This is a genomic window from Corynebacterium ulcerans (genome assembly GCF_000767685.1).
Taxonomy (GTDB): domain Bacteria; phylum Actinomycetota; class Actinomycetes; order Mycobacteriales; family Mycobacteriaceae; genus Corynebacterium; species Corynebacterium ulcerans.
On sequence record NZ_CP009622.1, the window covers coordinates 2,050,796 to 2,071,906 of the forward strand.

Annotated in this window: 20 protein-coding genes; 9 read left to right on the plus strand and 11 right to left on the minus strand. The window is 55.0% G+C overall.

Annotated features, from left to right (window positions below; translation table 11 throughout):
* Position 1: 1 nt before the first annotated feature.
* The 5 genes from folE to dacB are packed head-to-tail and all read right to left on the minus strand — an operon-like array spanning position 2 to position 5,203.
* On the minus strand, positions 2-565 hold the full coding sequence (gene folE, locus CULFRC11_RS09290; RefSeq protein ID WP_013912364.1) for a GTP cyclohydrolase I FolE: 564 nt from the start codon (positions 563-565) through the stop codon (positions 2-4).
* Entirely contained in the window at positions 558-2,564 is a 2,007-nt protein-coding gene (ftsH, locus tag CULFRC11_RS09295; protein ID WP_023636327.1) for an ATP-dependent zinc metalloprotease FtsH, read from the minus strand. Before ftsH ends, folE begins: the two co-directional genes overlap by 8 nt.
* The gene (gene hpt / locus CULFRC11_RS09300) at positions 2,561-3,142 is read right to left on the minus strand and encodes a hypoxanthine phosphoribosyltransferase (RefSeq protein ID WP_014836795.1); all 582 of its coding nucleotides are present in this window, start codon (positions 3,140-3,142) and stop codon (positions 2,561-2,563) included. The genes ftsH and hpt overlap by 4 nt, the downstream gene beginning before the upstream one ends.
* A 3-nt stretch (positions 3,143-3,145) precedes the next feature.
* Positions 3,146-3,988, minus strand: a complete 843-nt coding sequence (gene tilS, locus CULFRC11_RS09305; protein ID WP_031270618.1) for a tRNA lysidine(34) synthetase TilS — start codon at positions 3,986-3,988, stop codon at positions 3,146-3,148.
* A gap of 30 nt (positions 3,989-4,018) precedes the next feature.
* Positions 4,019-5,203, minus strand: a complete 1,185-nt coding sequence (gene dacB / locus CULFRC11_RS09310; protein WP_031270619.1) for a D-alanyl-D-alanine carboxypeptidase/D-alanyl-D-alanine endopeptidase — start codon at positions 5,201-5,203, stop codon at positions 4,019-4,021.
* 49 nt (positions 5,204-5,252) lie between these two features.
* On the opposite strand from dacB, the gene CULFRC11_RS09315 reads away from it, so the two are divergent.
* Together CULFRC11_RS09315 and CULFRC11_RS09320 are read left to right on the plus strand one after the other, a co-directional pair.
* Positions 5,253-5,729: an inorganic diphosphatase gene (locus tag CULFRC11_RS09315; RefSeq protein ID WP_013242650.1), complete on the plus strand. Its 477-nt coding sequence runs from the start codon at positions 5,253-5,255 to the stop codon at positions 5,727-5,729.
* Position 5,730: 1 nt separating this feature from the next.
* Positions 5,731-6,015, plus strand: a complete 285-nt coding sequence (locus CULFRC11_RS09320) for a rhodanese-like domain-containing protein (protein ID WP_023636330.1) — start codon at positions 5,731-5,733, stop codon at positions 6,013-6,015.
* A gap of 36 nt (positions 6,016-6,051) precedes the next feature.
* On the opposite strand, the gene CULFRC11_RS09325 is transcribed toward CULFRC11_RS09320, so the two are convergent.
* Positions 6,052-7,494: a cation:dicarboxylate symporter family transporter gene (locus tag CULFRC11_RS09325; RefSeq protein ID WP_038620803.1), complete on the minus strand. Its 1,443-nt coding sequence runs from the start codon at positions 7,492-7,494 to the stop codon at positions 6,052-6,054.
* A gap of 340 nt (positions 7,495-7,834) precedes the next feature.
* Here CULFRC11_RS09325 and CULFRC11_RS09330 point away from each other — a divergent pair, with 340 nt between their 5' ends.
* From CULFRC11_RS09330 to CULFRC11_RS11285, 5 genes are all read left to right on the plus strand, one after another.
* Complete coding sequence (locus CULFRC11_RS09330) at positions 7,835-9,082, plus strand: lipase family protein (protein WP_023636331.1); 1,248 nt, start codon at positions 7,835-7,837, stop codon at positions 9,080-9,082.
* Positions 9,083-9,103: 21 nt separating this feature from the next.
* A complete protein-coding gene (locus tag CULFRC11_RS09335) occupies positions 9,104-9,544 on the plus strand; it encodes a MarR family winged helix-turn-helix transcriptional regulator (RefSeq protein WP_013912372.1) in 441 nt (146 codons plus the stop codon).
* Positions 9,545-13,375 (plus strand): Pls/PosA family non-ribosomal peptide synthetase, encoded by a 3,831-nt coding sequence (locus tag CULFRC11_RS09340; protein ID WP_038620806.1) that lies wholly within the window; start codon positions 9,545-9,547, stop codon positions 13,373-13,375.
* A gap of 429 nt (positions 13,376-13,804) precedes the next feature.
* The gene (locus CULFRC11_RS11320) at positions 13,805-13,945 is read left to right on the plus strand and encodes a hypothetical protein (protein ID WP_014526249.1); all 141 of its coding nucleotides are present in this window, start codon (positions 13,805-13,807) and stop codon (positions 13,943-13,945) included.
* 490 nt (positions 13,946-14,435) lie between these two features.
* Positions 14,436-14,597 carry a hypothetical protein gene (locus CULFRC11_RS11285; protein WP_023636333.1) on the plus strand — a complete coding sequence of 54 codons (162 nt, stop codon included), beginning with the start codon at positions 14,436-14,438 and terminating at the stop codon, positions 14,595-14,597.
* Positions 14,598-14,667: 70 nt separating this feature from the next.
* Here the strand turns inward: CULFRC11_RS11285 and ppk2 are convergent, their stop codons facing one another.
* The 5 genes from ppk2 to groL all read right to left on the minus strand — a co-directional run bounded on the left by ppk2 (position 14,668) and on the right by groL (position 19,115).
* Positions 14,668-15,564 carry a polyphosphate kinase 2 gene (ppk2, locus tag CULFRC11_RS09345; protein WP_014526253.1) on the minus strand — a complete coding sequence of 299 codons (897 nt, stop codon included), beginning with the start codon at positions 15,562-15,564 and terminating at the stop codon, positions 14,668-14,670.
* A 144-nt stretch (positions 15,565-15,708) separates the two neighbouring features.
* Complete coding sequence (locus CULFRC11_RS09350; RefSeq protein WP_023636335.1) at positions 15,709-15,894, minus strand: hypothetical protein; 186 nt, start codon at positions 15,892-15,894, stop codon at positions 15,709-15,711.
* A gap of 55 nt (positions 15,895-15,949) precedes the next feature.
* Entirely contained in the window at positions 15,950-16,096 is a 147-nt protein-coding gene (locus tag CULFRC11_RS09355) for a hypothetical protein (RefSeq protein WP_014526255.1), read from the minus strand.
* Between the two features lie 777 nt (positions 16,097-16,873).
* Positions 16,874-17,068, minus strand: a complete 195-nt coding sequence (locus tag CULFRC11_RS09360; protein ID WP_023636337.1) for a hypothetical protein — start codon at positions 17,066-17,068, stop codon at positions 16,874-16,876.
* 406 nt (positions 17,069-17,474) lie between these two features.
* Complete coding sequence (groL, locus tag CULFRC11_RS09365; RefSeq protein ID WP_013912381.1) at positions 17,475-19,115, minus strand: chaperonin GroEL; 1,641 nt, start codon at positions 19,113-19,115, stop codon at positions 17,475-17,477.
* 211 nt (positions 19,116-19,326) lie between these two features.
* Between groL and CULFRC11_RS09370 the strand changes: the two genes are divergently transcribed.
* On the plus strand, positions 19,327-20,688 hold the full coding sequence (locus tag CULFRC11_RS09370; RefSeq protein WP_031270621.1) for a dipeptidase: 1,362 nt from the start codon (positions 19,327-19,329) through the stop codon (positions 20,686-20,688).
* Positions 20,689-20,816: 128 nt separating this feature from the next.
* Positions 20,817-21,014 carry a hypothetical protein gene (locus CULFRC11_RS09375; RefSeq protein WP_144245014.1) on the plus strand — a complete coding sequence of 66 codons (198 nt, stop codon included), beginning with the start codon at positions 20,817-20,819 and terminating at the stop codon, positions 21,012-21,014.
* The last annotated feature ends 97 nt before the right edge of the window (positions 21,015-21,111 follow it).

Genomic DNA, 21,111 nt, shown 5'->3' on the forward strand with positions numbered 1-21,111 from the left:
GTCAGCTCCGAATAAGGCTCAAAACCTCCGCACGGGAGGCCGCGTTGGTTTGGAAACCGCCTCGAACCGCAGATGTGGTGGTGGTGGCTCCTGGCTTACGTATGCCGCGCATCGCCATGCACAGGTGCTCGCATTCGATCACCACGATCACGGCCTGAGCTTCCAGTTTTTCTACCAGAGCATCGGCTACCTGAGAGGTTAATCGCTCCTGCACCTGGGGACGCTTGGCATACAGATCCACCAAACGCGCCAACTTAGATAGGCCCGTCACTTTCCCGGACTGCCCCGGAATGTATCCGATGTGCGCCGTGCCAAAGAAAGGCACCAGGTGATGCTCGCACGTTGAGTAGATCGGGATGTCTCGAACCAGTACTAGCTCACGGTGGTCCTCGCTAAAAGTCTTGTTCAAGACCTCCGTAGGGTCAGTGTGCAGGCCGGCAAAGACCTCTGCATATGCCTTTGCCACACGCGCCGGTGTTTCTTGGAGTCCTTCACGCTCCGGGTCCTCGCCCACCGCAATAAGGAGTTCCCGGACTGCTGCTTCCGCGCGATCGCGATCAAACACGATCTGCCCTTTCGCTTTGACGACGCGCACGCTCCGCCTTGGAAGCGTCGAGAAGCGTGAACGGCTTCGGGGGTTCTTCGCCTCGCTCGATAGCCAACTCTGTGGGGGTCTTCACTGGCTCGCGTCCGGCTTGACGTGGGAAACGGGCGTCTTCATCCGGGAAGACATCCCCCACCTCACGCGGAACGATGCCTTGGAAGAGCTCCTCCAGGTCGGGGCGACGCAGGGTCTCCTTCTCCAAGAGCTTCTCTGCCAAACGATCCAGGTAATCGCGGTACTCGGCGAGGATCATGTACGCCTCGGTGTGCGCACGATCGAGCAGATACTGCATCTCGCGGTCAATCTGCGCCGCGACCTCTGGCGAGTACTCCAGCACTCCGCCGCTACCACCACGGGCAAAGGGATCGCCCTGTTCTTCGCCGTATTTGACCATACCTAGAGTAGGCGACATGCCGTACTCGGTAATCATGGCCTTGGCTATCTTGGTTGCCTGCTCAATATCTGCGGAGGCGCCGGTGGTGGGCTCACCAAACACCAGCTCCTCAGCCGCGCGTCCACCCATGGCAAAGACAAGGCGTGCGTACAGCTCATCGCGGTTGTACATGCCTTTGTCGTCTTCTTGCGCAGTCATGGCATGTCCACCGGTACGTCCACGCGCCAAGATGGTGACCTTGTACACCCGCTCAATGTTTTTCAGCGCCCAGGCGGCCAACGTGTGTCCACCCTCGTGGTATGCGGTGACCTTCTTTTCCTTCTCGGAAATCACCTTGGAGCGGCGCGGCCCGCCGACCACTCGATCTGTGGCTTCTTCCAGAGCATCAGCGGTAATCACGGTCTTGCCAATACGTGCCGTGAGCAACGCGGCCTCGTTGAGTACGTTGGCGAGGTCTGCACCGGACATACCTGCAGTACGACGAGCCAGCGACTCTATGTCTGCATCTGGGGCAAAGGGCTTGCCCTTGGCATGGACGCGGAGGATTTGTTCACGTCCCTTGAGGTCCGGGTTGCTTACTGGGATCTGGCGGTCAAAACGGCCAGGACGCAGCAAAGCCGGATCCAGAATGTCTGGTCGGTTAGTAGCAGCCATGATGATCACGCCTTCGCGGTCACCAAAGCCGTCCATTTCCACCAGCATCTGGTTAAGCGTCTGCTCGCGCTCGTCGTGTCCGCCGCCCATACCGGAACCACGCTGCCGGCCCACGGCGTCGATCTCGTCGATAAAGATGATGCAGGGACTGTTCTCGCGGGCTTGTTTGAAAAGGTCACGCACGCGGGAAGCACCCACGCCAACGAACATCTCTACGAAGTCAGAACCAGAGATTGAGTAGAACGGCACACCGGCTTCTCCGGCGACGGCCCTAGCCAAGAGGGTCTTACCCGTACCGGGAGGACCGTACAGCAAAACACCACGTGGGATCTTTGCGCCCAGCTGCTCATACCTGGATGGGTCTTCAAGGAAGTCCTTGATCTCATGCAACTCATCCACGGCCTCTTCTGCACCAGCCACGTCTGCAAACGTGTTGGTGGGCATGTCTTTGTTCAGTTCCTTAGCGCGGGAACCACCAAAACCGAACATGCTGTTTCCCTGCATACGGGAGAACATCCACATGATGAGACCAAAAACGATCAGCATCGGCAGGATGTATCCGAGCATGGAAACGAGGAAGTTCTCCTTATTCACGTTGGTGGAGTACTTCTCTGCCTCGGACTTCTCTACCTTGCTAAAGATCTCCGGGGACGTACGCGCGGGATACCGAGCCAGGATCTCAGAAACCTCGCGACCCTCGTGGTCGATGGCGTTCTTGAGCTTGATGCGGATGCGCTGTTCGCGATCGTCGATTTGGACTTCTTTGACGTTTTTCTTGTCCAACTGAGCGATAGCAACAGATGTGTCTACTTGCTTATAGCCACGGGCGTCGTTGCCCAGCAAAGTAAAGACATAGATGGCCATCAAGACGATGGCAGCAATCACCGAATACTGCAGGATTTTTTTGTTCACTTGTAAACCTTAGGATGCAGCGAAGCGACAAACGGCAAGTCGCGGTACTTCTCTGCGAAGTCTAGACCGTAACCGATCACAAATTCATTGGGAATATCAAAACCGATGTCAAGGCAGTCTATATCCGTCTTCACTGCCTCAGGTTTACGCAGCAACGCGACGATCTCCAAGGACTTTGGCTTACGCCCATTGAGGTTACGAATCAGCCATTTAAGTGTGAGGCCGGAATCAATGATGTCCTCGATAATCACTACGTTGCAGCCCTGGATGTTGCGGTCCAAATCCTTCAGAATCCGCACCATGCCAGAAGACGTGGCGGAGTTACCGTAGGAACTCACCGCCATGAATTCCATCTGACAGGGGATGTCGAGAGCCCGGGCAAAGTCGGTGAGGAAGAATACCGCACCCTTGAGCACACAGATCAAGACGAGATCGTCCTCTTCGTCGCGGTACTTCTCTGACACCAGCGCCGCCATCTCCTTGATGCGGGTCTGGAGTTCTTCTTCGCTCACGAGGACGGCCTCAACGTCAGCTCCGTAGGAGTTGACGGGCACTTGATAATCCTTCTTGTCGTGCATCTGTCACCTTTCTTTCGACAAAAGTTTGCCATCTTTGCGGATTACTTCCAACCTGTTGCCAACCGCTACGCCGCCTTGGCCATGCCAATCGGTGACCAGGCGTTCTACTGCGTCGATGTTAGCGCCTGTAACCGGTGCTTTGTTTTCCTGGAGGAAAGCAGCGAGATAGCGACGTCGAAAAGCTGGATGCGCGGCCCGCAACTCATCCAAAGTTGCGTCGCTGACCTGCAAGGCTTCATCGTCGTGCGCAATATTCATGGCAGCTCGTGCCAACGCTGGGACGGGGTCGCCGCCAATGATGTCAGAGAGCAACGGGATCACCTGTTGGCGGATAGCAACGCGCCTAAATTCTCTTTGGTCATTATGCGGATCGTGCCACGGTTCTAACCCCAATTCCGCACATGCACCCACGGTATCTGCGCGGCGCACCGACAAGAAAGGTCGCCATACGGTTCCCTGAACCAGCATGCCGGCGGCCTTCCCTCGCAGCGCCCCCAACAACAACGTCTCGGCCTGATCGTCCGCGGTATGGCCCACCACCACTGGTTTTCCAAACCCTCGCAGAGCCTCGTAGCGAGCCCGGCGCGCGTTCGCTTCGAGGCTTCCACTTTTCTCCACGTCCACCTGGACCACAGTGGCTTCCGCGCCTAGCCCCCGCACGGTCTCCGCCGCACGTTCCGCCACATGCTCCGATCCCTGTTGCAGGCCATGATCCACGCACACAGCTAGCACCCGATATTTCTCGGCGACCAGTGCGGCGACCAGTGCCAGGGAATCCGGCCCACCCGAAAGTCCCACCACCACGTCACGGTCGGTTACCGCCCGGACTGCGACCCGGCAGGCCATAAAGCGTGGGCTTTTTCGTGGCCAGAACATCTAAGCCTCACGCACCGCATTCGCAATGGCGTCGAGGGCCTCGCGAGCCTGTCTAATCTCGGAGCCATTAGAGATCATGGCAAAGCTATACACGTGCCCGCTTTTCGACGGCACAACCCCGGCCAACGCAGAAACCCCGGTCAGCGTGCCAGTTTTGGCGCGAACCCAACCAGCTCCTGGTGTGTTGTTAAAGCGATTCTCCAGCGTTCCTGTGCCGCCTGCTACCGGTAGCGCCAACACGGAAGCGGAAGCCACCTGGCTCAGCAGTTTCGGAGTGATCCGGTTATCCAAGCTCAGTCCAGAGTTATCCACGACCGTTGAACCATTGACGTCTACGCCATTTTTTCTCAGCACGTCGAGGGTCGCCTCCACGGGACGCTCCGCGGAGAGTTCCCGGCCAATGGCTTCCGCCATAACGTTATCTGAGTCTTCCATCATCATGGAGATGCGCTTTTGCAACGTTGGCGACTCGGTACGAGCAACCACGTCCCCCTCCGAGGAATCCGTGTATCCAACGGTCCCCGCGCCCAATCGCTTGGCCAGGGCTTCTGCTACATCAAAGGCCGGACGATGACTCCTAGGAACATCGCCTGAGGTCGCCCCCAGCCGTCCCCCATAGAGCATCACAGGCTCCAGGGGGGCTACGAATCCGGCGTCCACGTCAGCGGGGTCCCATCCGGGGAGGAGCTTGTCTTTCCATGCGGTGGCGTCGACAAGCACAGTGTCTACCCCTGTGCCGATCTGCGCAGCTAAGGAATCAATTTGCTCGTGGGTCAGCCACACGTCCCCGGAGCCTTTGATTATTGCCGTCCGGTCTTTCTTCCGCACCTCTGTGACTATGCGGTCCTGCGGGCCGAGCTCATACAATGCGGCTGCGGCTGTGAGTAATTTTGTTGCTGAGGCTGGGGTCAATGCAGTCTCAGCATTGTGAGAAAGGACCACTTCACCTGTGGTGATATCAGTGATCATTGCTCCAAAGTTACCCAGCCGCCTATCTTGAGCCATTGCGCTCAAGGTGGCCTTCAGCCCAGTATTATCCACATCTTTCGCTTCAAGGGCCGTAATACCGCGTTCCGGCTTATCTACCTGCACCGGATCATGTACCAGCACATTAGCAACAGCGAACACCACCGTCGCTATGACCGCAGCCGTTACTACCACTGTTGACATCCACCACTTCTTCATTGCCGCTATCCTAGTACGGTAGTATTCCGATTCTATTAAGGAGCATCGCATGACCATGGAAGTCACCATCGAGATCCCCAAGGGTTCCCGTAACAAGTACGAGGTCGATCATGAAACCGGCAAGGTTTACCTCGACCGCTACCTGTTCACCCCCATGGCGTATCCGCTGGATTACGGCTTCATCGATCACACCCTTGGCGAGGACGGCGATCCCTTGGATGCTCTAGTCATCCTCCCTGAGCCAGTATTCCCTGGCGTGATCGTTAAGGCACGCCCCGTTGGTGTGTTCAAGATGACCGATGAGGCAGGCGGCGACGACAAGTTGCTCTGCGTCATCGACGACGTTCGCTGGGATCACATTCAGGACATCACCGACGTCTCTGAGTTCCTGCGCAACGAGATCGAGCACTTCTTTGTTCACTACAAGGATCTTGAGCCGAACAAGGAAGTCACCGGCTCCGGCTGGGGCGACAAGGCTGAGGCGGAAAAGATCCACGCCGAGGCTATCGAACGATTCAAGGCTTAACATGGAAGTATCGGTACGCGATATCCCACAAGGTGCCCAGCTTATCGACGTCCGCGAGGCCGACGAATACGCTGAGGTCCATGCTCTAGGTGCTATCAGCATTCCGATGAGCGAATTCACCGTGCGCCTCAACGAGGTAGACACAGAGCAAGACGTCTATGTGATTTGTAAATCTGGTGGACGCAGCGCCCGCGTGGTGGAATACCTCGTGGCTCGTGATATCAAAGCCATCAACGTTGCCGGAGGCACCGATGGTTGGGTGGAAGCCGGACTTCCCACCGAATAAAAGCTAAAGGCTAGGCCCTAGGGCCTAGCCTTTTGTTTATTTCTGGTAACGCGTGAGGTCCACCTGCGGGGTAGGCTGCAGCGTCGCATGCGCCGGGTTAGTCACCGTGGGGTTACTAAAGTGCACGTCGCTATCGTCGGCAGATTCCACATAAGGAATCTTTCCATCGAGTACGTCATGTGCCCGTTGTACGTCAAGCGTGTTGGTCCAGCGTCCCACCAAAATCGTGGCCACGGCGTTGCCGCTGAAGTTAGTCAAAGCGCGGGCCTCAGACATGAAGCGATCGATGCCCACGATGACGCCGACGCCGTCGAGAAGCTCTGGACGATGCGAATGTAGGCCTGCGGCGAGCGTGGCAATGCCCGCTCCGGATACTCCGGCTGCGCCTTTAGAAGCGATAATCATAAAGACCAAGAGGCCAATCTGCTCCCCCAGAGTGAGCGGCTTATTCATTGCGTCCGAGATAAAGATGGCAGACATGGTGAGATAAATAGCCGTGCCGTCGAGGTTAAAGGAATAGCCGGTGGGAACCACGATTCCCACAGTCGATTTATCCACTCCCACGTGTTCCATCTTGCGCATCAGGTTTGGCAGCGCAGACTCAGAAGATGAGGTGGCAACGATAAGCAATAGTTCGCGACCCAAGTACTTCAAGAGTTTCCAGATATTAAAGCCTGCCCCGATGCGCAGAATGATTCCCAGCACCACAAAAATGAACAACACACACGTGATGTAGAAAGCCAGCATCAAAATCGCAAGCTGTTTAACGGCCTCAAATCCCGTTGCGCCCACCACGCCTGCGATAGCACCAAACGCGCCGATTGGCGCTACCCACAGAATCATGGTGAGCATCTTGAACACGAGCTTCTGCAGATGAGCGATACCGCGCAAGATGGGCTCGCCAGCTTTGCCCATTCCCTGGACAGCGAAGCCTGCAAGCAAGGCCACAAAGAGCGTTTGCAACACAGACCCTGAGGTCAAAGAAGAAAAAGCTGTCTCCGGGATGATCGACTGGATAAAACCGACCAGCCCCGTTCCATGCTCGGCTTTATCAGCAAAAGCGGCGCCCTCGCCCGCGGTAGCCTCGATGTCTAAACCGCTGCCCGGCTCAATGAGGTTGCCCACCAAGAGACCCACGGCAAGAGCAAAAGTGGACATGATGATGAAGTACGTTAAAGCCAATCCGCCTGCTTTACCCACCGATGCGGCAGCGCGCACTGAGCCAATGCCCAACACGATCGTGCAGAAGATCACCGGGGAGATCATCATCTTGATTAAGGACACGAACATCGTGCCAATAACTTTGAAGTTTTTGGCAAGGTCTGGGACGATAAGGCCGAAAGCAATACCTGCGACAACCGCAATGATCACTGCGATATAAAGCCAGTGCGTCCTGTCTTTGGGCGTCTTCGATTCAGCAATTTGTGGCTCCCTCGCTGGTAGGAGGGGGCTGTTTTCCCCTAAATGTGGTTCAGCCACGGTGTCCTCGATTCGAATGTTTGCGGTAGTAACGGAAATACGCAGTTCTACGAATTAAGCAACGTTGCCTATCGGTGCGATCCGTCTCACGTATCCCTATGGGCTAGAACATACGCCCGACAACCGAGATAGAAGAACATTGCCTTTCCATTCAATTAACCTAATACCCCCGAATGATCGACCTATCCCAACACTGTGCAGGTCATTCTCTCCGATAAGACCACACCCACACGCACACCAAAATTTAGCGCGTGTCTCTCCAGACAAAGCCCTTGAGAGTCCCTAGGATTCAAAGGTCCATTACTTTTTATAGCAAAACTATCTAGAAGTGGTCGTGTATATGCTCTTTCCACCTCGCTTTAAAAGCTCGTTCCCCAAAGCTCTAGCAACAATCGTTATTGCCGCTTTGTATGCAGGGTTCACTCCGGCCACAGCTCAGGTCATCCCATATACCGACCCAGACGGGTTTTATTCATCTATCCCCTCTGCGACAAACACCGCACCGGGCACTGTTCTCAGCCAGCGGGACGTCTCGCCACCTGTCTTAGACGTATTAGTAAAAATGAAGCGCATCGCCTACACGTCTACTCACCCCAACGGCTTTTCCACCCCCGTAACCGGAGCTGTGCTTACACCCACCACCCCGTGGCGCGGCCCCGGCCCACGCCCCGTAGCACTCCTAGCGCCAGGAACTCAAGGAGCAGGCGATTCCTGTGCACCTTCAAAACTGCTCACACTAGGCGGAGAATATGAGATGTTTTCTGCCACCGCGTTATTAAGCCGTGGCTGGACCGTAGCACTAACCGATTATCAAGGATTGGGCACTCCAGGTAACCACTCCTATATGAATAGGAAAGCCCAAGGTGCTGCACTGTTGGATTTGGGGCGAGCCGTCACCACGCTGGGGTTACCGGATGTCAACAGTCACACTCCCCTTATTCCGTGGGGGTATTCCCAAGGCGGCGGTGCATCCGCAGCCGCAGCCGAGATGCACCGCTCATATGCTCCTGATGTGAACATCGCCCTAGCCTATGCTGGCGGAGTTCCCGCTAATCTGCTTTCCGTCTCCAGTTCTTTGGAAGGTACCGCCCTGACCGGCGCGCTGGGATATGTGATCACCGGGATGTATGAGATCTACCCAGAGGTCCGCGAGCCAATAAACACCTTGCTCAACACCCGCGGCCAACAGTGGCTCGACCAGTCAAGCCGCGATTGCCTCCCCGAGAGCCTTCTTACCATCCCGCTTCCAGACACAAGCATCCTCACCGTATCTGGGCAGCGCTTGACCAGTCTCATCTCCGCCGAGGTCTTTCAACGCGCCATTTCTGAACAAGAAATCGGGCTTATCGCTCCCGACGTTCCCGTGTTCGTGGCGCAGGGGCTGCATGATGGCATTATTCCCGCAGGGCAAGCCCGCGACATGGTTAATGGCTGGCGTGACCGCGGCGCCGATGTCACATATTGGGAAGATCCAGCGCCTGCACTGGATAAACTTTTAGGACACATACACGTACTGGGGTCATCTTTCCTCCCCGCAGTCGAGTGGGCTGAGCAACGTTTGGCCATGTTATCGCCACCAACTCCCTAAGAATGTGATAGACCTAACTATATGGTCGCCGATATTCCCGCTGCACTTCTTCAATCACCGTCCTTCCAACTAGAGCATCTGCGCCGCCGCACACGCGATTGTGTGGAAGAAGCCCTGTCTCATGAAGGAATAACCCTGCGGGAATATTGGGTACTCACATGTCTTGTTTCTAGTGATGTCCCCACTCAAGCCACTCTGTGTGATGCCCTTGGGATAGACGCCTCCGACATGGTTCGACTTATCGATTCTCTAGAGGCCAAATCCTGGACCACGAGAGAGCGCGACCCTCAGGATCGTCGCCGTCAGATCGTCAAAGCTACCAAGGCTGGCAAGTCAGCGCATCCGCATCTCGCGGAAGTGGTGACCAAAGCAGAGGACGCCGCGCTCGACGACTCGACGGCAAAACAGCTCAAGCACCTGCGCAAACTAGCGGCAGCAATCATCACTGCAAACGAGGATTAGTTGATCTCTTCTGACTACCTCCGCTCTAGCGAGGCGCCTTCTCCCCGAACGCTTTACGACGTCTTCACTCACACGGCGACCACATTCCCCGAGGCTGCAGCTATCGACGACGGCAGCATCATCACATATCGCGAACTCCTAGAACGCGTTCAAGCAGGTGCCCAACAACTCCACGCTGCGGGGGTGGGACCCGGTAGCCGCATTGGTGTCCGAATGACATCAGGACACAGCGACCTCTACATCGCTATCTTGTCCATCCTCGCAGCCGGTGCAGCCTATGTGCCAGTGGATGCCGACGACCCCGATGAACGCGCAGAACTCGTTTTTAGCGAAGCCACCATCCAAGGCTGTTACAACGACGACGGCTTTCACTCCTACCAAGACAGCACCCCGATTACGCCAACTGTCCCTGCGCTAGAGGACACGGCATGGATCATCTTCACGTCTGGCTCTACCGGAAAGCCAAAAGGTGTGGCAGTCTCGCACCGCAGTGCCGCCGCCTTCGTTGACGCAGAATCTCAGCTCTTCTTACAAGATGCACCTATCGGCCCCGACGACCGAGTGCTGGCGGGACTTTCTGTTGCCTTCGACGCCTCCTGCGAAGAGATGTGGTTGGCCTGGGCACACGGCGCTTGCTTGGTCCCGGCCCCACGTTCCTTAGTGCGCTCCGGAATGGATCTTGGCCCATGGCTTATTCGCCGAGACATCACCATAGTCTCTACCGTGCCCACGCTGGCGGGGCTCTGGCCTACAGAGGCGCTCGACAACATCAGGCTTCTCATCTTGGGAGGCGAGGCGTGTTCGGCGGAGCTCGCCGAGAAGCTATCCGCCCCAGAACGAGAAGTCTGGAATACCTACGGCCCCACCGAGGCCACCGTGGTCGCTTGTGCCGCGCTGTTGCGGCCAAGCCATCCGGTATCTATCGGATTTCCGCTAGCCGGCTGGGACCTAGCCGTGGTGGATGCACAGGGAAAACCAGTAGAAATCGGCGGGGTCGGCGAGCTGATTATCGGCGGGGTTGGCCTGGCGCGGTATCTGGATCCACAGAAAGACGCAGAAAAATACGCCCCGGAGTTAGGGTGGTCGCGCGCTTATCGTTCCGGTGACCACGTCAAGCTCACGGAAGACGGCCTACTGTTTGTTGGGCGTGTCGACGACCAGGTGAAGATCGGGGGACGTCGCATTGAGCTCGGCGAAGTCGATGCACATCTAGCCGCCCTCCCCAACGTGCGCCAATCCACGGTGGTTGTGCACAAGACCGGCGCAGGAGACAGCGTTTTGGTCGGATATCTCTCGCTCACCGATGAGTCCCTAGAATTCGATCACGACCAGGCCCGCGCCATTCTCAGCAGCTCAATGCCGGCAGCGCTTGTCCCACGGCTCTGTGTGCTCCCAGAGCTCCCCACCACGACCTCCGGAAAAGTAGATAAACGCGCACTCCCCTGGCCAATCCACTCGGATGTCACAGCAGCGAACCTCAGCGACACCGAACAGTGGTTGGCCGAGCTCTGGGTGGATGTGTTGGGGATGGACATTGCCGACGCCAACGCAGACTTTTTCTCCTTGGGAGGAACCTCCCTAGCTGCAGCCACACTGATAGGACGCATCCGCGAACGGGTTCCCACCATCGCCGTGCGCGACCTTTATGACCACCCGCGCCTCGGCGCGCTTGCTGAGCATGTAGAGAGCATCCACGTCGCTCCCTCTACTCAGGAAGCCCCTGCGCAGCCGGTCTCCGCTCAAGCCCGCGCTATCCAAGGGCTAGTTCAATTAGTGGCAATGACGCTAAGTTCCCTGCAATGGGTGGCTGGCTTAGCACTCATCAACAACATCGCAGCCAGCGCAGGCGTCAGCTGGGCACAACATATCCCGTGGTTGATAGTCATTGCCCTCCTCATCTTTGTTACTCCCCTGGGCAAACTGGCGATCGGCGGTTATGCCGCGCGAGTTCTAACTAAGGGAATCACGCCAGGTTCTTATCCACGCGCCGGGCGAACACACCTACGAGTCTGGGCAGCAGAGCGCATTGCCAACGCCTCCGGGTCCCGGTCTATCGCAGGTGCCACCTGGGTGAATTACTATGCGCGTGCGCTCGGTGCACGAGTAGGCGACGGCGTGAATCTGCACACGATTCCACCGGTCACAGGGCTTCTTACCCTGGAAGACCACTGTTCAGTGGAACCGGAAGTAGATTTATCGGGTTATTGGGTAGACGCCCGGCATATTCATATCGGTGCAATCCATGTGGGAAAAAATGCTCGCATCGGCGCCCGTTCAGTGCTCATGCCGGGGACAGTCATAGGCGACAACGCACACGTGGAAGCCGGTTCTACGGTCACTGGAAACACACCAATAAAAGCCAACGCCCGGTGGTCTGGGTCGCCGGCGCAAAAGGTGGGGCGCTCCAAGCACCGCTTCCCGGATACACCTCCGCCACGCCGCCCCCAATGGGTCCTCGCCTATGGCTTATCTTCTTTGTTCCTCGCACTTCTCCCTTTGTGCGCAGTGGCTATCGGTGGGGCCGCCATGATCGCCTTTGTGCACGCCACCGGCATTCACCCTTTCCTGGGCATGATAGGCACCGCCCCCGCAGGGACTCTCATAGCTTTTACCTCCTATGGGCTCTGTGTCTGGGCGCTCATCCGGCTACTGAGCCTGCGGCTCACCCCAGGTGTTGCTCCTGTGCGCTCGGCCACGGGTTGGCGGGTGTGGTTTATTCAACGCCTCATGGACGATGCCCGCACATATCTTTTCCCGCTCTATGCCGCACAGCTGACGCCTTTATGGTTCCGGAGCCTCGGCGCAACGGTGGGCAAAGACGTGGAAATCTCCACCGCCGTCATGGTGCCTACATTTGTTGATATCCGCGACGGTTCTTTCCTTGCCGACGACACCCTCGTCGGCGGTTACGAACTCGGCGGAGGCTGGATGCTCGCCGGGGCAACCAAGATTGGCAAGCGCTCTTTTGTGGGGAACTCCGGCATCGCTGGCCCACAGCGCAAACTAGCCAAAAACTCCCTCGTAGCGGTGCTCTCCTCCACCCCAAAGAAGTCCAAGGCTGGATCTAATTGGTGGGGCTCGCCGCCAGAACGCATGCGCCGCGTCACCGTGACCACCGATGCGTCGGAAAGCAGCACCTATAGGCCGCGTCTCCGGATGCGGATTCTCCGAGGCGCTATAGAAACCCTCCGGCTGCTCGCCCCCATCACCAGTGGCGTTCTTGCCACAGCGGTGCTAGCTAGCCTGCAGTTGTTACTGATTAACCTAGGCCTTGGGGCGACGATCCTGCTCGGTGGTGTGGTTCTTATAGCTGCCGGAGCCCTTGCGTTACTGATCACGGTCGCCATGAAGTGGCTGTGTGTTGGCCGCCATCGCACAGGCGACCACCCCTTGTGGAGTTGGTTTGTATGGCTCAACGAATTGCAAGACACCTTTGTGGAAGTGGTCGCGGCCCCCTGGTTCTTTAACCACGCACTCGGCACGGGATCACTCACTATCGGGTTACGTCTCCTCGGCGCGAAGGTAGGCAAAGGTGCGTGGATTGAGACGTACTGGCTGCCCGAGACCGACCTCTGCCAGATCGGTGCTGGGGCTACGATCGGCCCCGGCGTGGTGGTGCAGACCCACCTCTTCCAAGACCGCGTGATGAGCCTAGGTATCGTCACCATCGCACCGGGAGCGACCCTGGCGGCGCATTCTGTCGCGCTTCCCGCTTCCAAGCTTGCCGACGCCACCACTATCGGCCCCGGCTCACTCGTCATGCGCGGTGACCAAGTTCCAGCGCACACCCGCTGGCAAGGAAATCCGATTGAACCGTGGATTCCCAGCTAATCCCTGTTTTGTTCACACGTCACCAAATTTTTTGCAATTTTGCGTAACGACGCCAGCAAGTCCTCCGATACTCAAAATGTAAGGCTTAAGGCGCCATACCCAGTGGCGTTCTCAACGACTTAGGGGCACCCGCCCTTCAGTCATGCCTTCACCCAACAGGGTAAATGTAATAACCCTCATTACAATTACCTTAAAAAGGGTGCAGAACCCACCCCCTTTTAGGTGGAAATTGCATCTTTTATTATTAGAGCGCTTTACCCCCTTTACGGTTGCTACCTGCGAAATTTTCGACTTATAGTGGAAGTTTTTCCTAAACTTTTTCCGAAAAATTTCAAGAGCGGCGATCAACACCAAAAGGGCAGGTAAGGTGCATTAAACAGGGGAAGATCATTACTTCCCCGTAACGCCCTCAACCGAAAGGAACATCTTATGTTCACCGCAATCCATAATTTTGTCCTCGACCTCCTCGACCTCGACTTCCTGTCCTCCCAGCCAAAGGACTACTTCCTCGGCGCCTGGGATTCCTTCCTTGACATCTTCGACGCCATCAAGGACGGCTTCTCCTCCTAACATGGAGTAGACACTAAAAGGGCGTGGCCCACAGGTATCACCCTGTGGGCCACGCCCTTTTTTTTTTGGGGGGGGGGGGGGAGGATGGCCGCATTTTTCATGCATTTATCAACACATACCCCACCCAAACAACAGAGAACACATGAAGAGAACTATATAAAGACTAAATTTTTCTTAGCGCAATAATCGGGTAGACTGTCCATAAAGTATGGGAATTTTAAAGCTTTCCTTAATTTTTTAAACAAAAGGAGCAACCATGGCCAACGCCATTTATAATTTCTTCTTCAGTCTTCTAGATCACGAGATCTTATCCTCTTCGCCGAGCGCCTACTTTAATAACGGATGGAAAGCAATCAAGCAGCTTTTCAACGCTTTTTCTTCTTCTCGATAGAGACTCGAGAGATCCAAGACCGAGTCTCGCAGCTCATAAGAGCCTCTCTAAAAGTCAGACTTATTAATTCCATGACTCACTCAGCCGAAAGGAATATTCATGTCTAGCGCTATTTACCATTTCTTCGACGATCTTTTCGCTTTTGATTTCCTCTCCTCGAATCCAGAAGGATACTACTCAGATGCTTGGGCATCTTTTGAAAATATCTTCCTTCACGTAAAGCACCTTTTCCTTGACATCAAGGACAGCCTTTCTTCTTAATCTGCAATAAAGAAAAGGCGAAAGCGCGTTCCAGCAGTTTTTTTAACTGTTGGAACGCGCTTTCGCTGTCTTAATCCCCAATTCGATCTCGTCCGCGCATCACGATATTCGAGTCCGGTATTCCTACAACATCATGATCTTTGTTTGTATATTCAAACTTACTCAAGATGTATCGCATCGCATTGATACGAGCTCGTTTCTTATCGTTAGAACGGATAGTGATCCAAGGAGATTCATCCGTGTCCGTATAACGGAATTGCTCTTCCTTCGCCCGCGTATAGTCATCCCATTTATCCAAAGACGCGAGGTCCATCGGAGAAAGCTTCCACTGCCGCACAGGATCAACCTGCCTAATTGCGAACCGTGTCCTCTGTTCCTTCTGAGTCACCGAGAACCAAAATTTGGTAAGCGATATACCGGAACCCAAGATCATATTTTCCAGCATTGGCACTTCCCTAAGAAACTCCGCATGCTGCGATTCCGTGCAGAACCCCATCACACGCTCCACGCCCGAGCGGTTGTACCATGAGCGGTCAAAAAAGACGATCTCACCAGCACACGGGAAATGCTCAATATAGCGTTGGAAATACCATGAAGTGGATTCTCTCGGCGAAGGTTTCTCCAACGCAACCGTCCGAGCACCACGAGGATTCAGATGCTCATTAAAACGCTTAATAGTGCCACCTTTACCGGCAGCATCGCGCCCCTCAAACAAAATGATATGACGCTGACCAGTATCTTTTGTCCAGTTCTGCCACTTCAGTAACTCAATCTGCAGAGCACGCTTCGTGTGCTCGTACTCTTCTCGCGACATGCGCTCGGGATAGGGATAGGACTCTTTCCACGTGTCCACCGGGGTCCCGTCCGGAGCCAAGAGAATGGGATCATCCTCATCAGAGTCATCAACTATATAGCCCTCGATTGCCGCAAGGTCTATGGTTGGTAGCTCTTTCTCCGATGCACTCATACTCATAATGATAGCGCTCCTCCCCCTCAGAAACCCGACTATAGGGATAAATAATCATCCAGATTCTGAAACATTCATGCTTCTACCGCATGCAAAAATCCCACTGTTCAGATGAAGCCAAACAGCGGGATTTGTACTTAAGCGTTACTTGCTAGAGCCAGAAGAGAGGAAAGCACTCGAGAGCTGACCACCCCAGGCATCAAGGTTAGAAGAAAGGTCGCCCTTGAAGATGAACTTGCCGAAATTCACAAGCGCATCATAGCCCTTGAAGAAGTCACCGAGGCGCTCCAGGCCGAGAACAAGATCGTTAGCCATCTGAACAATATTCATTATTTAGCTCCTAGTAGGATAAGACGAATTTGGTGTTTTGACGATCGATTATTGCTTAGAAGACTTTGTCGACCGGGATCAGGCGAGCCCACTCAAGAGCAGTCTCGACGACAGCGTGTACAGCTTTAGCGATCTTATCGAACTCAAAACCCTTGAAGGTGTCAAGAATGTTTGAAGAGAGAGAAATCAATTCAGAAGACATATGTACTCCTAGAAGTAATCCCGGAGGGGTCCGGGTTGGAAAACTTTCCCACCGAGACTTGGCTGCAACACTAGCCTCTGATGGCTCATTATGAATGATAACACCGGAGCATGCCGGCGCTAGCTAAGCCAAAACTCACGTAGAGCGTTTTTAACAGCAGCTCAAACATCCATTCCGCTTATGTAACACTTCCGTCGAACGCGCAAATATAGTGTTTCCCTAGGTTGAAGGATGCGAATCCCTATAACAACCCGATTCCAACAGGACCAACTACCCCACAAATAGGGGCAGGTTGAAGCAAAGTAAAATTTTTCAAATTTCGCCCCCATATGGGGTCAAATTTGGCAAAATGCCTAGATATGGAATTAATAGCTGAACGCTTTTACCCGCAAAGAGCTTGTTCCCCCTCTAACTTTTGCGTGTATTTTTGCCTTTACCTGCCAAGTATTGACTTTTATCCTGCTCATACTTTATGGATACAGAAAAGTTCTTTGCCCCCCAAAAAAAGCCGGATCCTTTAGCCCCACCACGCATTAATCCCCGCCTGTTAGCACCCAACGGCCCAACAAACGGGGATTAAATCATTAAAATATCAAGTATTATTTGAAAATCTTGATCATCGATGCAACGTTGCCACCAAGCTTGGCAAGCGACACCATGAAATCAAAGATCTCCTTAACAACGCCGGTGGTTGAGAGATCGACCCAGTTTTGCATGTGCTCCATATTTTCCTCTTTCAGATTTGTGTACGTGTTTCAAGCGTTAGGGAAGATACCCTTAGGCTGCAGGTGTAGCAGGAGCCTCAGTTTCAGTAAAGATCTTCTTGGTGGTATCCGCAGCGCTGGACATTCCACCGTTTATCCATTCAGCCAGCTTCATCAGAAGCTTTGGAACACCCTGGAAAAGGCCGGAAATTGCTTCCATGCCATCCTTGAACTTGCCCAGGTGATCTGCCATAACTGTCATATCCATGAAGTATCTCCTCTGAGAGAGAGGTCGGTACGTGTACCGACAGGAATTAGTAAGTAACGTCATCAGACGTCTCGGATAGCAATTGTGTCACAAAGTTGCCCACATTCAAGCCAGGCCACTCACACCTTCCAAACCACACAATAATGCATCAACCAAACAGTCGATAGAACTGTGCAAAAAGTTAGAAAAAATGGCCCCTCCGTTCGTTAATTTCATTGTTAAAAAAGGTTTCCGGCCGATATTCACCCACTCATGTGCGCTATGTGACAAATTAACTTTCGCCTTCAACACAAAAACTTGACCTACGCAACATTGTGAAAATTAGGAATTACGCCCTTTTTTACCCCAAAAATGGGGGAACCCGGCCCCTTATTCAGGGGCCGGGTTGAAGGCATCCAGACTTATCTTAGAAGCCCATTCCACCCATCTCGTCAGCGCCAGGCATTGCAGGAGCAGCTGGCTCCGGCTTGTCGGCAACAACAGCCTCGGTGGTCAGGAACAGAGCTGCGATGGATGCAGCGTTCTGCAGTGCAGAGCGAGTAACCTTCACTGGGTCATTGATGCCAGCAGCCATCAGGTCAACGTACTCTCCGGTAGCTGCGTTGAGGCCTTCGCCTGCAGGGAGGTTAGAAACGTTGTTAGCCACAACGCCGGGCTCTAGGCCAGCGTTGAGAGCGATCTGCTTCAGCGGTGCAGACAGTGCCTCGCGGACGATCTTCACACCGGTAGCCTCGTCACCGGTGAGGTCCAGGTCGCCGTCGAGAACGTGTGCAGCTTGCAGCAAAGCAACGCCGCCGCCGGCAACGATGCCTTCCTCGACAGCTGCCTTAGCGTTGCGCACTGCGTCTTCAATGCGGTGCTTACGCTCGGTGAGCTCAACCTCGGTAGCCGCACCAACCTTGATCACAGCAACGCCACCGGCAAGCTTTGCCAGGCGCTCCTGCAGCTTCTCACGGTCGTACTCAGAATCCGAGTTTTCGATCTCAGCGCGGATCTGGTTTACACGACCCTCGATCTGCTCAGGCGATCCTGCACCCTCGACGATGGTGGTCTCGTCCTTGGTCACTACAACCTTGCGTGCGCGGCCCAGCAGCGGGATGTCAGCGGTCTCTAGGGAGAGGCCGACCTCTTCAGAGATAACCTGTCCACCGGTGAGGATTGCCATATCCTGCAGCTGTGCTTTACGACGATCACCAAAGCCCGGTGCCTTCACAGCAACAGACTTGAAGGTGCCGCGGATCTTGTTCACAACAAGAGTGGAGAGTGCTTCACCCTCGACGTCTTCAGCAATAATCAGCAGTGGCTTGCCAGCCTGCATGACCTTTTCCAGCAGCGGCAAAAGCTCCTTGATGTTGGAGATCTTGCCGGAAACTAGAAGGATGTATGGATCTTCCAGAACAGCCTCAAGACGCTCCATGTCGGTAGCAAAGTAGCCAGAGATGTAGCCCTTATCAAAGCGCATACCCTCGGTCACCTCAAGGTCAACGCCAAAGGTGTTGGATTCCTCAACGGTGATGACGGATTCCTTGTTCAGGGTTCCGTTGCCTACTGCGTACATAGCCTTGGCGATCTGAGCGCCAATTGCTGGATCAGCAGCAGAAATACCAGCGGTCGCAGCGATCTGCTCCTCGGTCTCTACTTCTTTAGCGTTCTGCAGAAGGTTTTCGGTCACCTTAGCCACAGCCTGCTCAATGCCGCGCTTGATCCCCATTGGGTTGGAGCCTGCAGCGACGTTGCGCAGACCCTCGCGGACAAGTGCCTGAGCCAGAACGGTAGCGGTGGTGGTGCCGTCGCCGGCAACATCGTCAGTCTTCTTAGCGACTTCCTTAACCAGCTCAGCGCCGATCTTCTCGTACGGGTCCTCGAGCTCAATTTCGCGAGCGATAGAGACACCGTCGTTGGTGATGGTCGGGGCGCCCCAGCTCTTTTCTAGAACAACGTTACGACCCTTAGGTCCGAGCGTGACCTTAACCGCATCAGCCAAGGTATTCAGGCCCTTTTCAAGGCCCCGGCGTGCTTCCTCATCAAAGGCAATGATCTTTGCCATGAAAGTTTGTGCTCCTTATATATAGGACGACACTCACGTCTCGACGTTCCAGCAGGCGCCCGCGACGGCACGGTGGGCCGAGTGTAAACCAACCTCACCCGCTGATATGTCTCGAAAATTTCGATTTATCTAGCACTCTAATGATCAAAGTGCTAACCACCGTTTTAGCAGTCTCCCCATGCGAGTGCAAGATCGTTCTACACTGGGCACCATGATTACAGACATCGTTAATAAGGTACGTCCGCTCGTCGAGAAGCAAAGGGACGCCATATTCAAGGATCTCAGCGAGATCACGTCCTACAACTCTGTGCACTCCACTCCAGAATGCGCTGACGACCATGCCTCCGCATGCGCATGGGTCGTGGATGCGCTGACCAAAGTCGGATTAGAGGTAACCGAATACCCCTACGACGGCGGAGCCACCACCGTTCTGGGCACCAAGAAAGCCGTCGGGGACGCTCCGACCGTTCTGTTGTACTCGCACTATGACGTCGTACCCGCCGGTGATCCCGCCGACTGGATCAGCGACGCCTTTACGCTTACCGAACGCAACGGACGCTGGTACGCCCGCGGCGCTGCCGATTGCAAAGGCAACCTCGTGATGCACCTCGCCGTGCTGCGCGCGATACAGGAACTCGGCGGCACCGACCTAGGCATCACTTTCCTCGTCGAAGGCTCCGAGGAACAAGGCGGCGCAGAGCTTAGCTCGCTTATCCACACCCAGCCCGAGCTCTTCCAATCAGATGTCATCCTCATCGCAGATTCCGGCAACCAGGAAGTAGGCGTGCCGACGCTCACCACCACCCTTCGTGGCGGCGCACAAATCACGGTTACGCTCAAAACTCTGAACGCCGCAGTCCATTCCGGTAGTTTTGGCGGGGCCGCTCCCGACGCCACTGCAGCGCTTATCCGACTGTTGGATTCGCTCAAAGACGAGCACGGCCGCACCGTCATAGACGGCGTAGATTGCTCTGCGCGATGGCCAGGAGGAGCTTATGATCGCGAAAGCTTCCGCGCCGATTCCACCATGCTTGATGGCACGCAGATCATGGGAACCGACGAAGATAACCCTGCAGATATGGTCTGGGCACGCCCAGCTATTTCCATCACAGGTTTTACCTCCACCCCGGTAGACAAAGCAGTCAACGCAGTCCCACCCGTGGCCAGCGCACGACTCAACCTCCGCGTACCGCCAGGACTCAAAGCCACCGACGTTGCAGAAGCTCTTATTGCACACCTCAAAGCCCACGTTCCATGGGGAGCACATATTGAAGCCAGCTACGACGATGCAAATGAACCATTCGAAGCCAGAATCGATGGCCCGGCAATGTCTCACTTCAACGCCTGCCTAGCCAACGCCTACGGCAAGGAAGACACCGTACATATCGGCTCGGGCGGTTCCATCCCACTATGCTCTGAGCTCCTAGGGATCATGCCGCATGCAGAGCTGGCACTTTTTGGCGTAGAAGAGCCACAATCCACGATTCACTCCCCCAACGAGTCCGTAGATCCCAATGAAATCCGCGATATTGCAGTCGCAGAAGCTTCTTTCCTACTGACATACGGAAAATAGCCTTAACCAGGAAACCCCGCAGGCAATGTTGGTCATGGCCTGCGGGGTTTCTGCGTGAAAGAGAACGTCTTCCGATGCTTTTGTCGTTTTTGAGAACGCTAGAAGGCACACGACATACAAAACCCCAGGTGGCGTTTTTTAGCGTTCTCAAAAACGACACCACCCCCGAACTCAAAAAACCCTTGCGGCTCAACCACATCCCCGTTAGCATCGCAGGTGTGATCCACATCATTGATTTCTCTCAGCGTGCACAGCAAGTGCTCGTGGCCCCAGTAGCGGCCCGAGTGCTCAAGGCTGCTACAGCCATGTGCCCGTCTGTGGGATAGGAGGACTGACTCCCACATTCGGGAAGCAGCCGTTAAACCCACAACATCCAACGTCGGTCCATACTCTTTATCTGTTTTCACACAAGGACCGAAATCA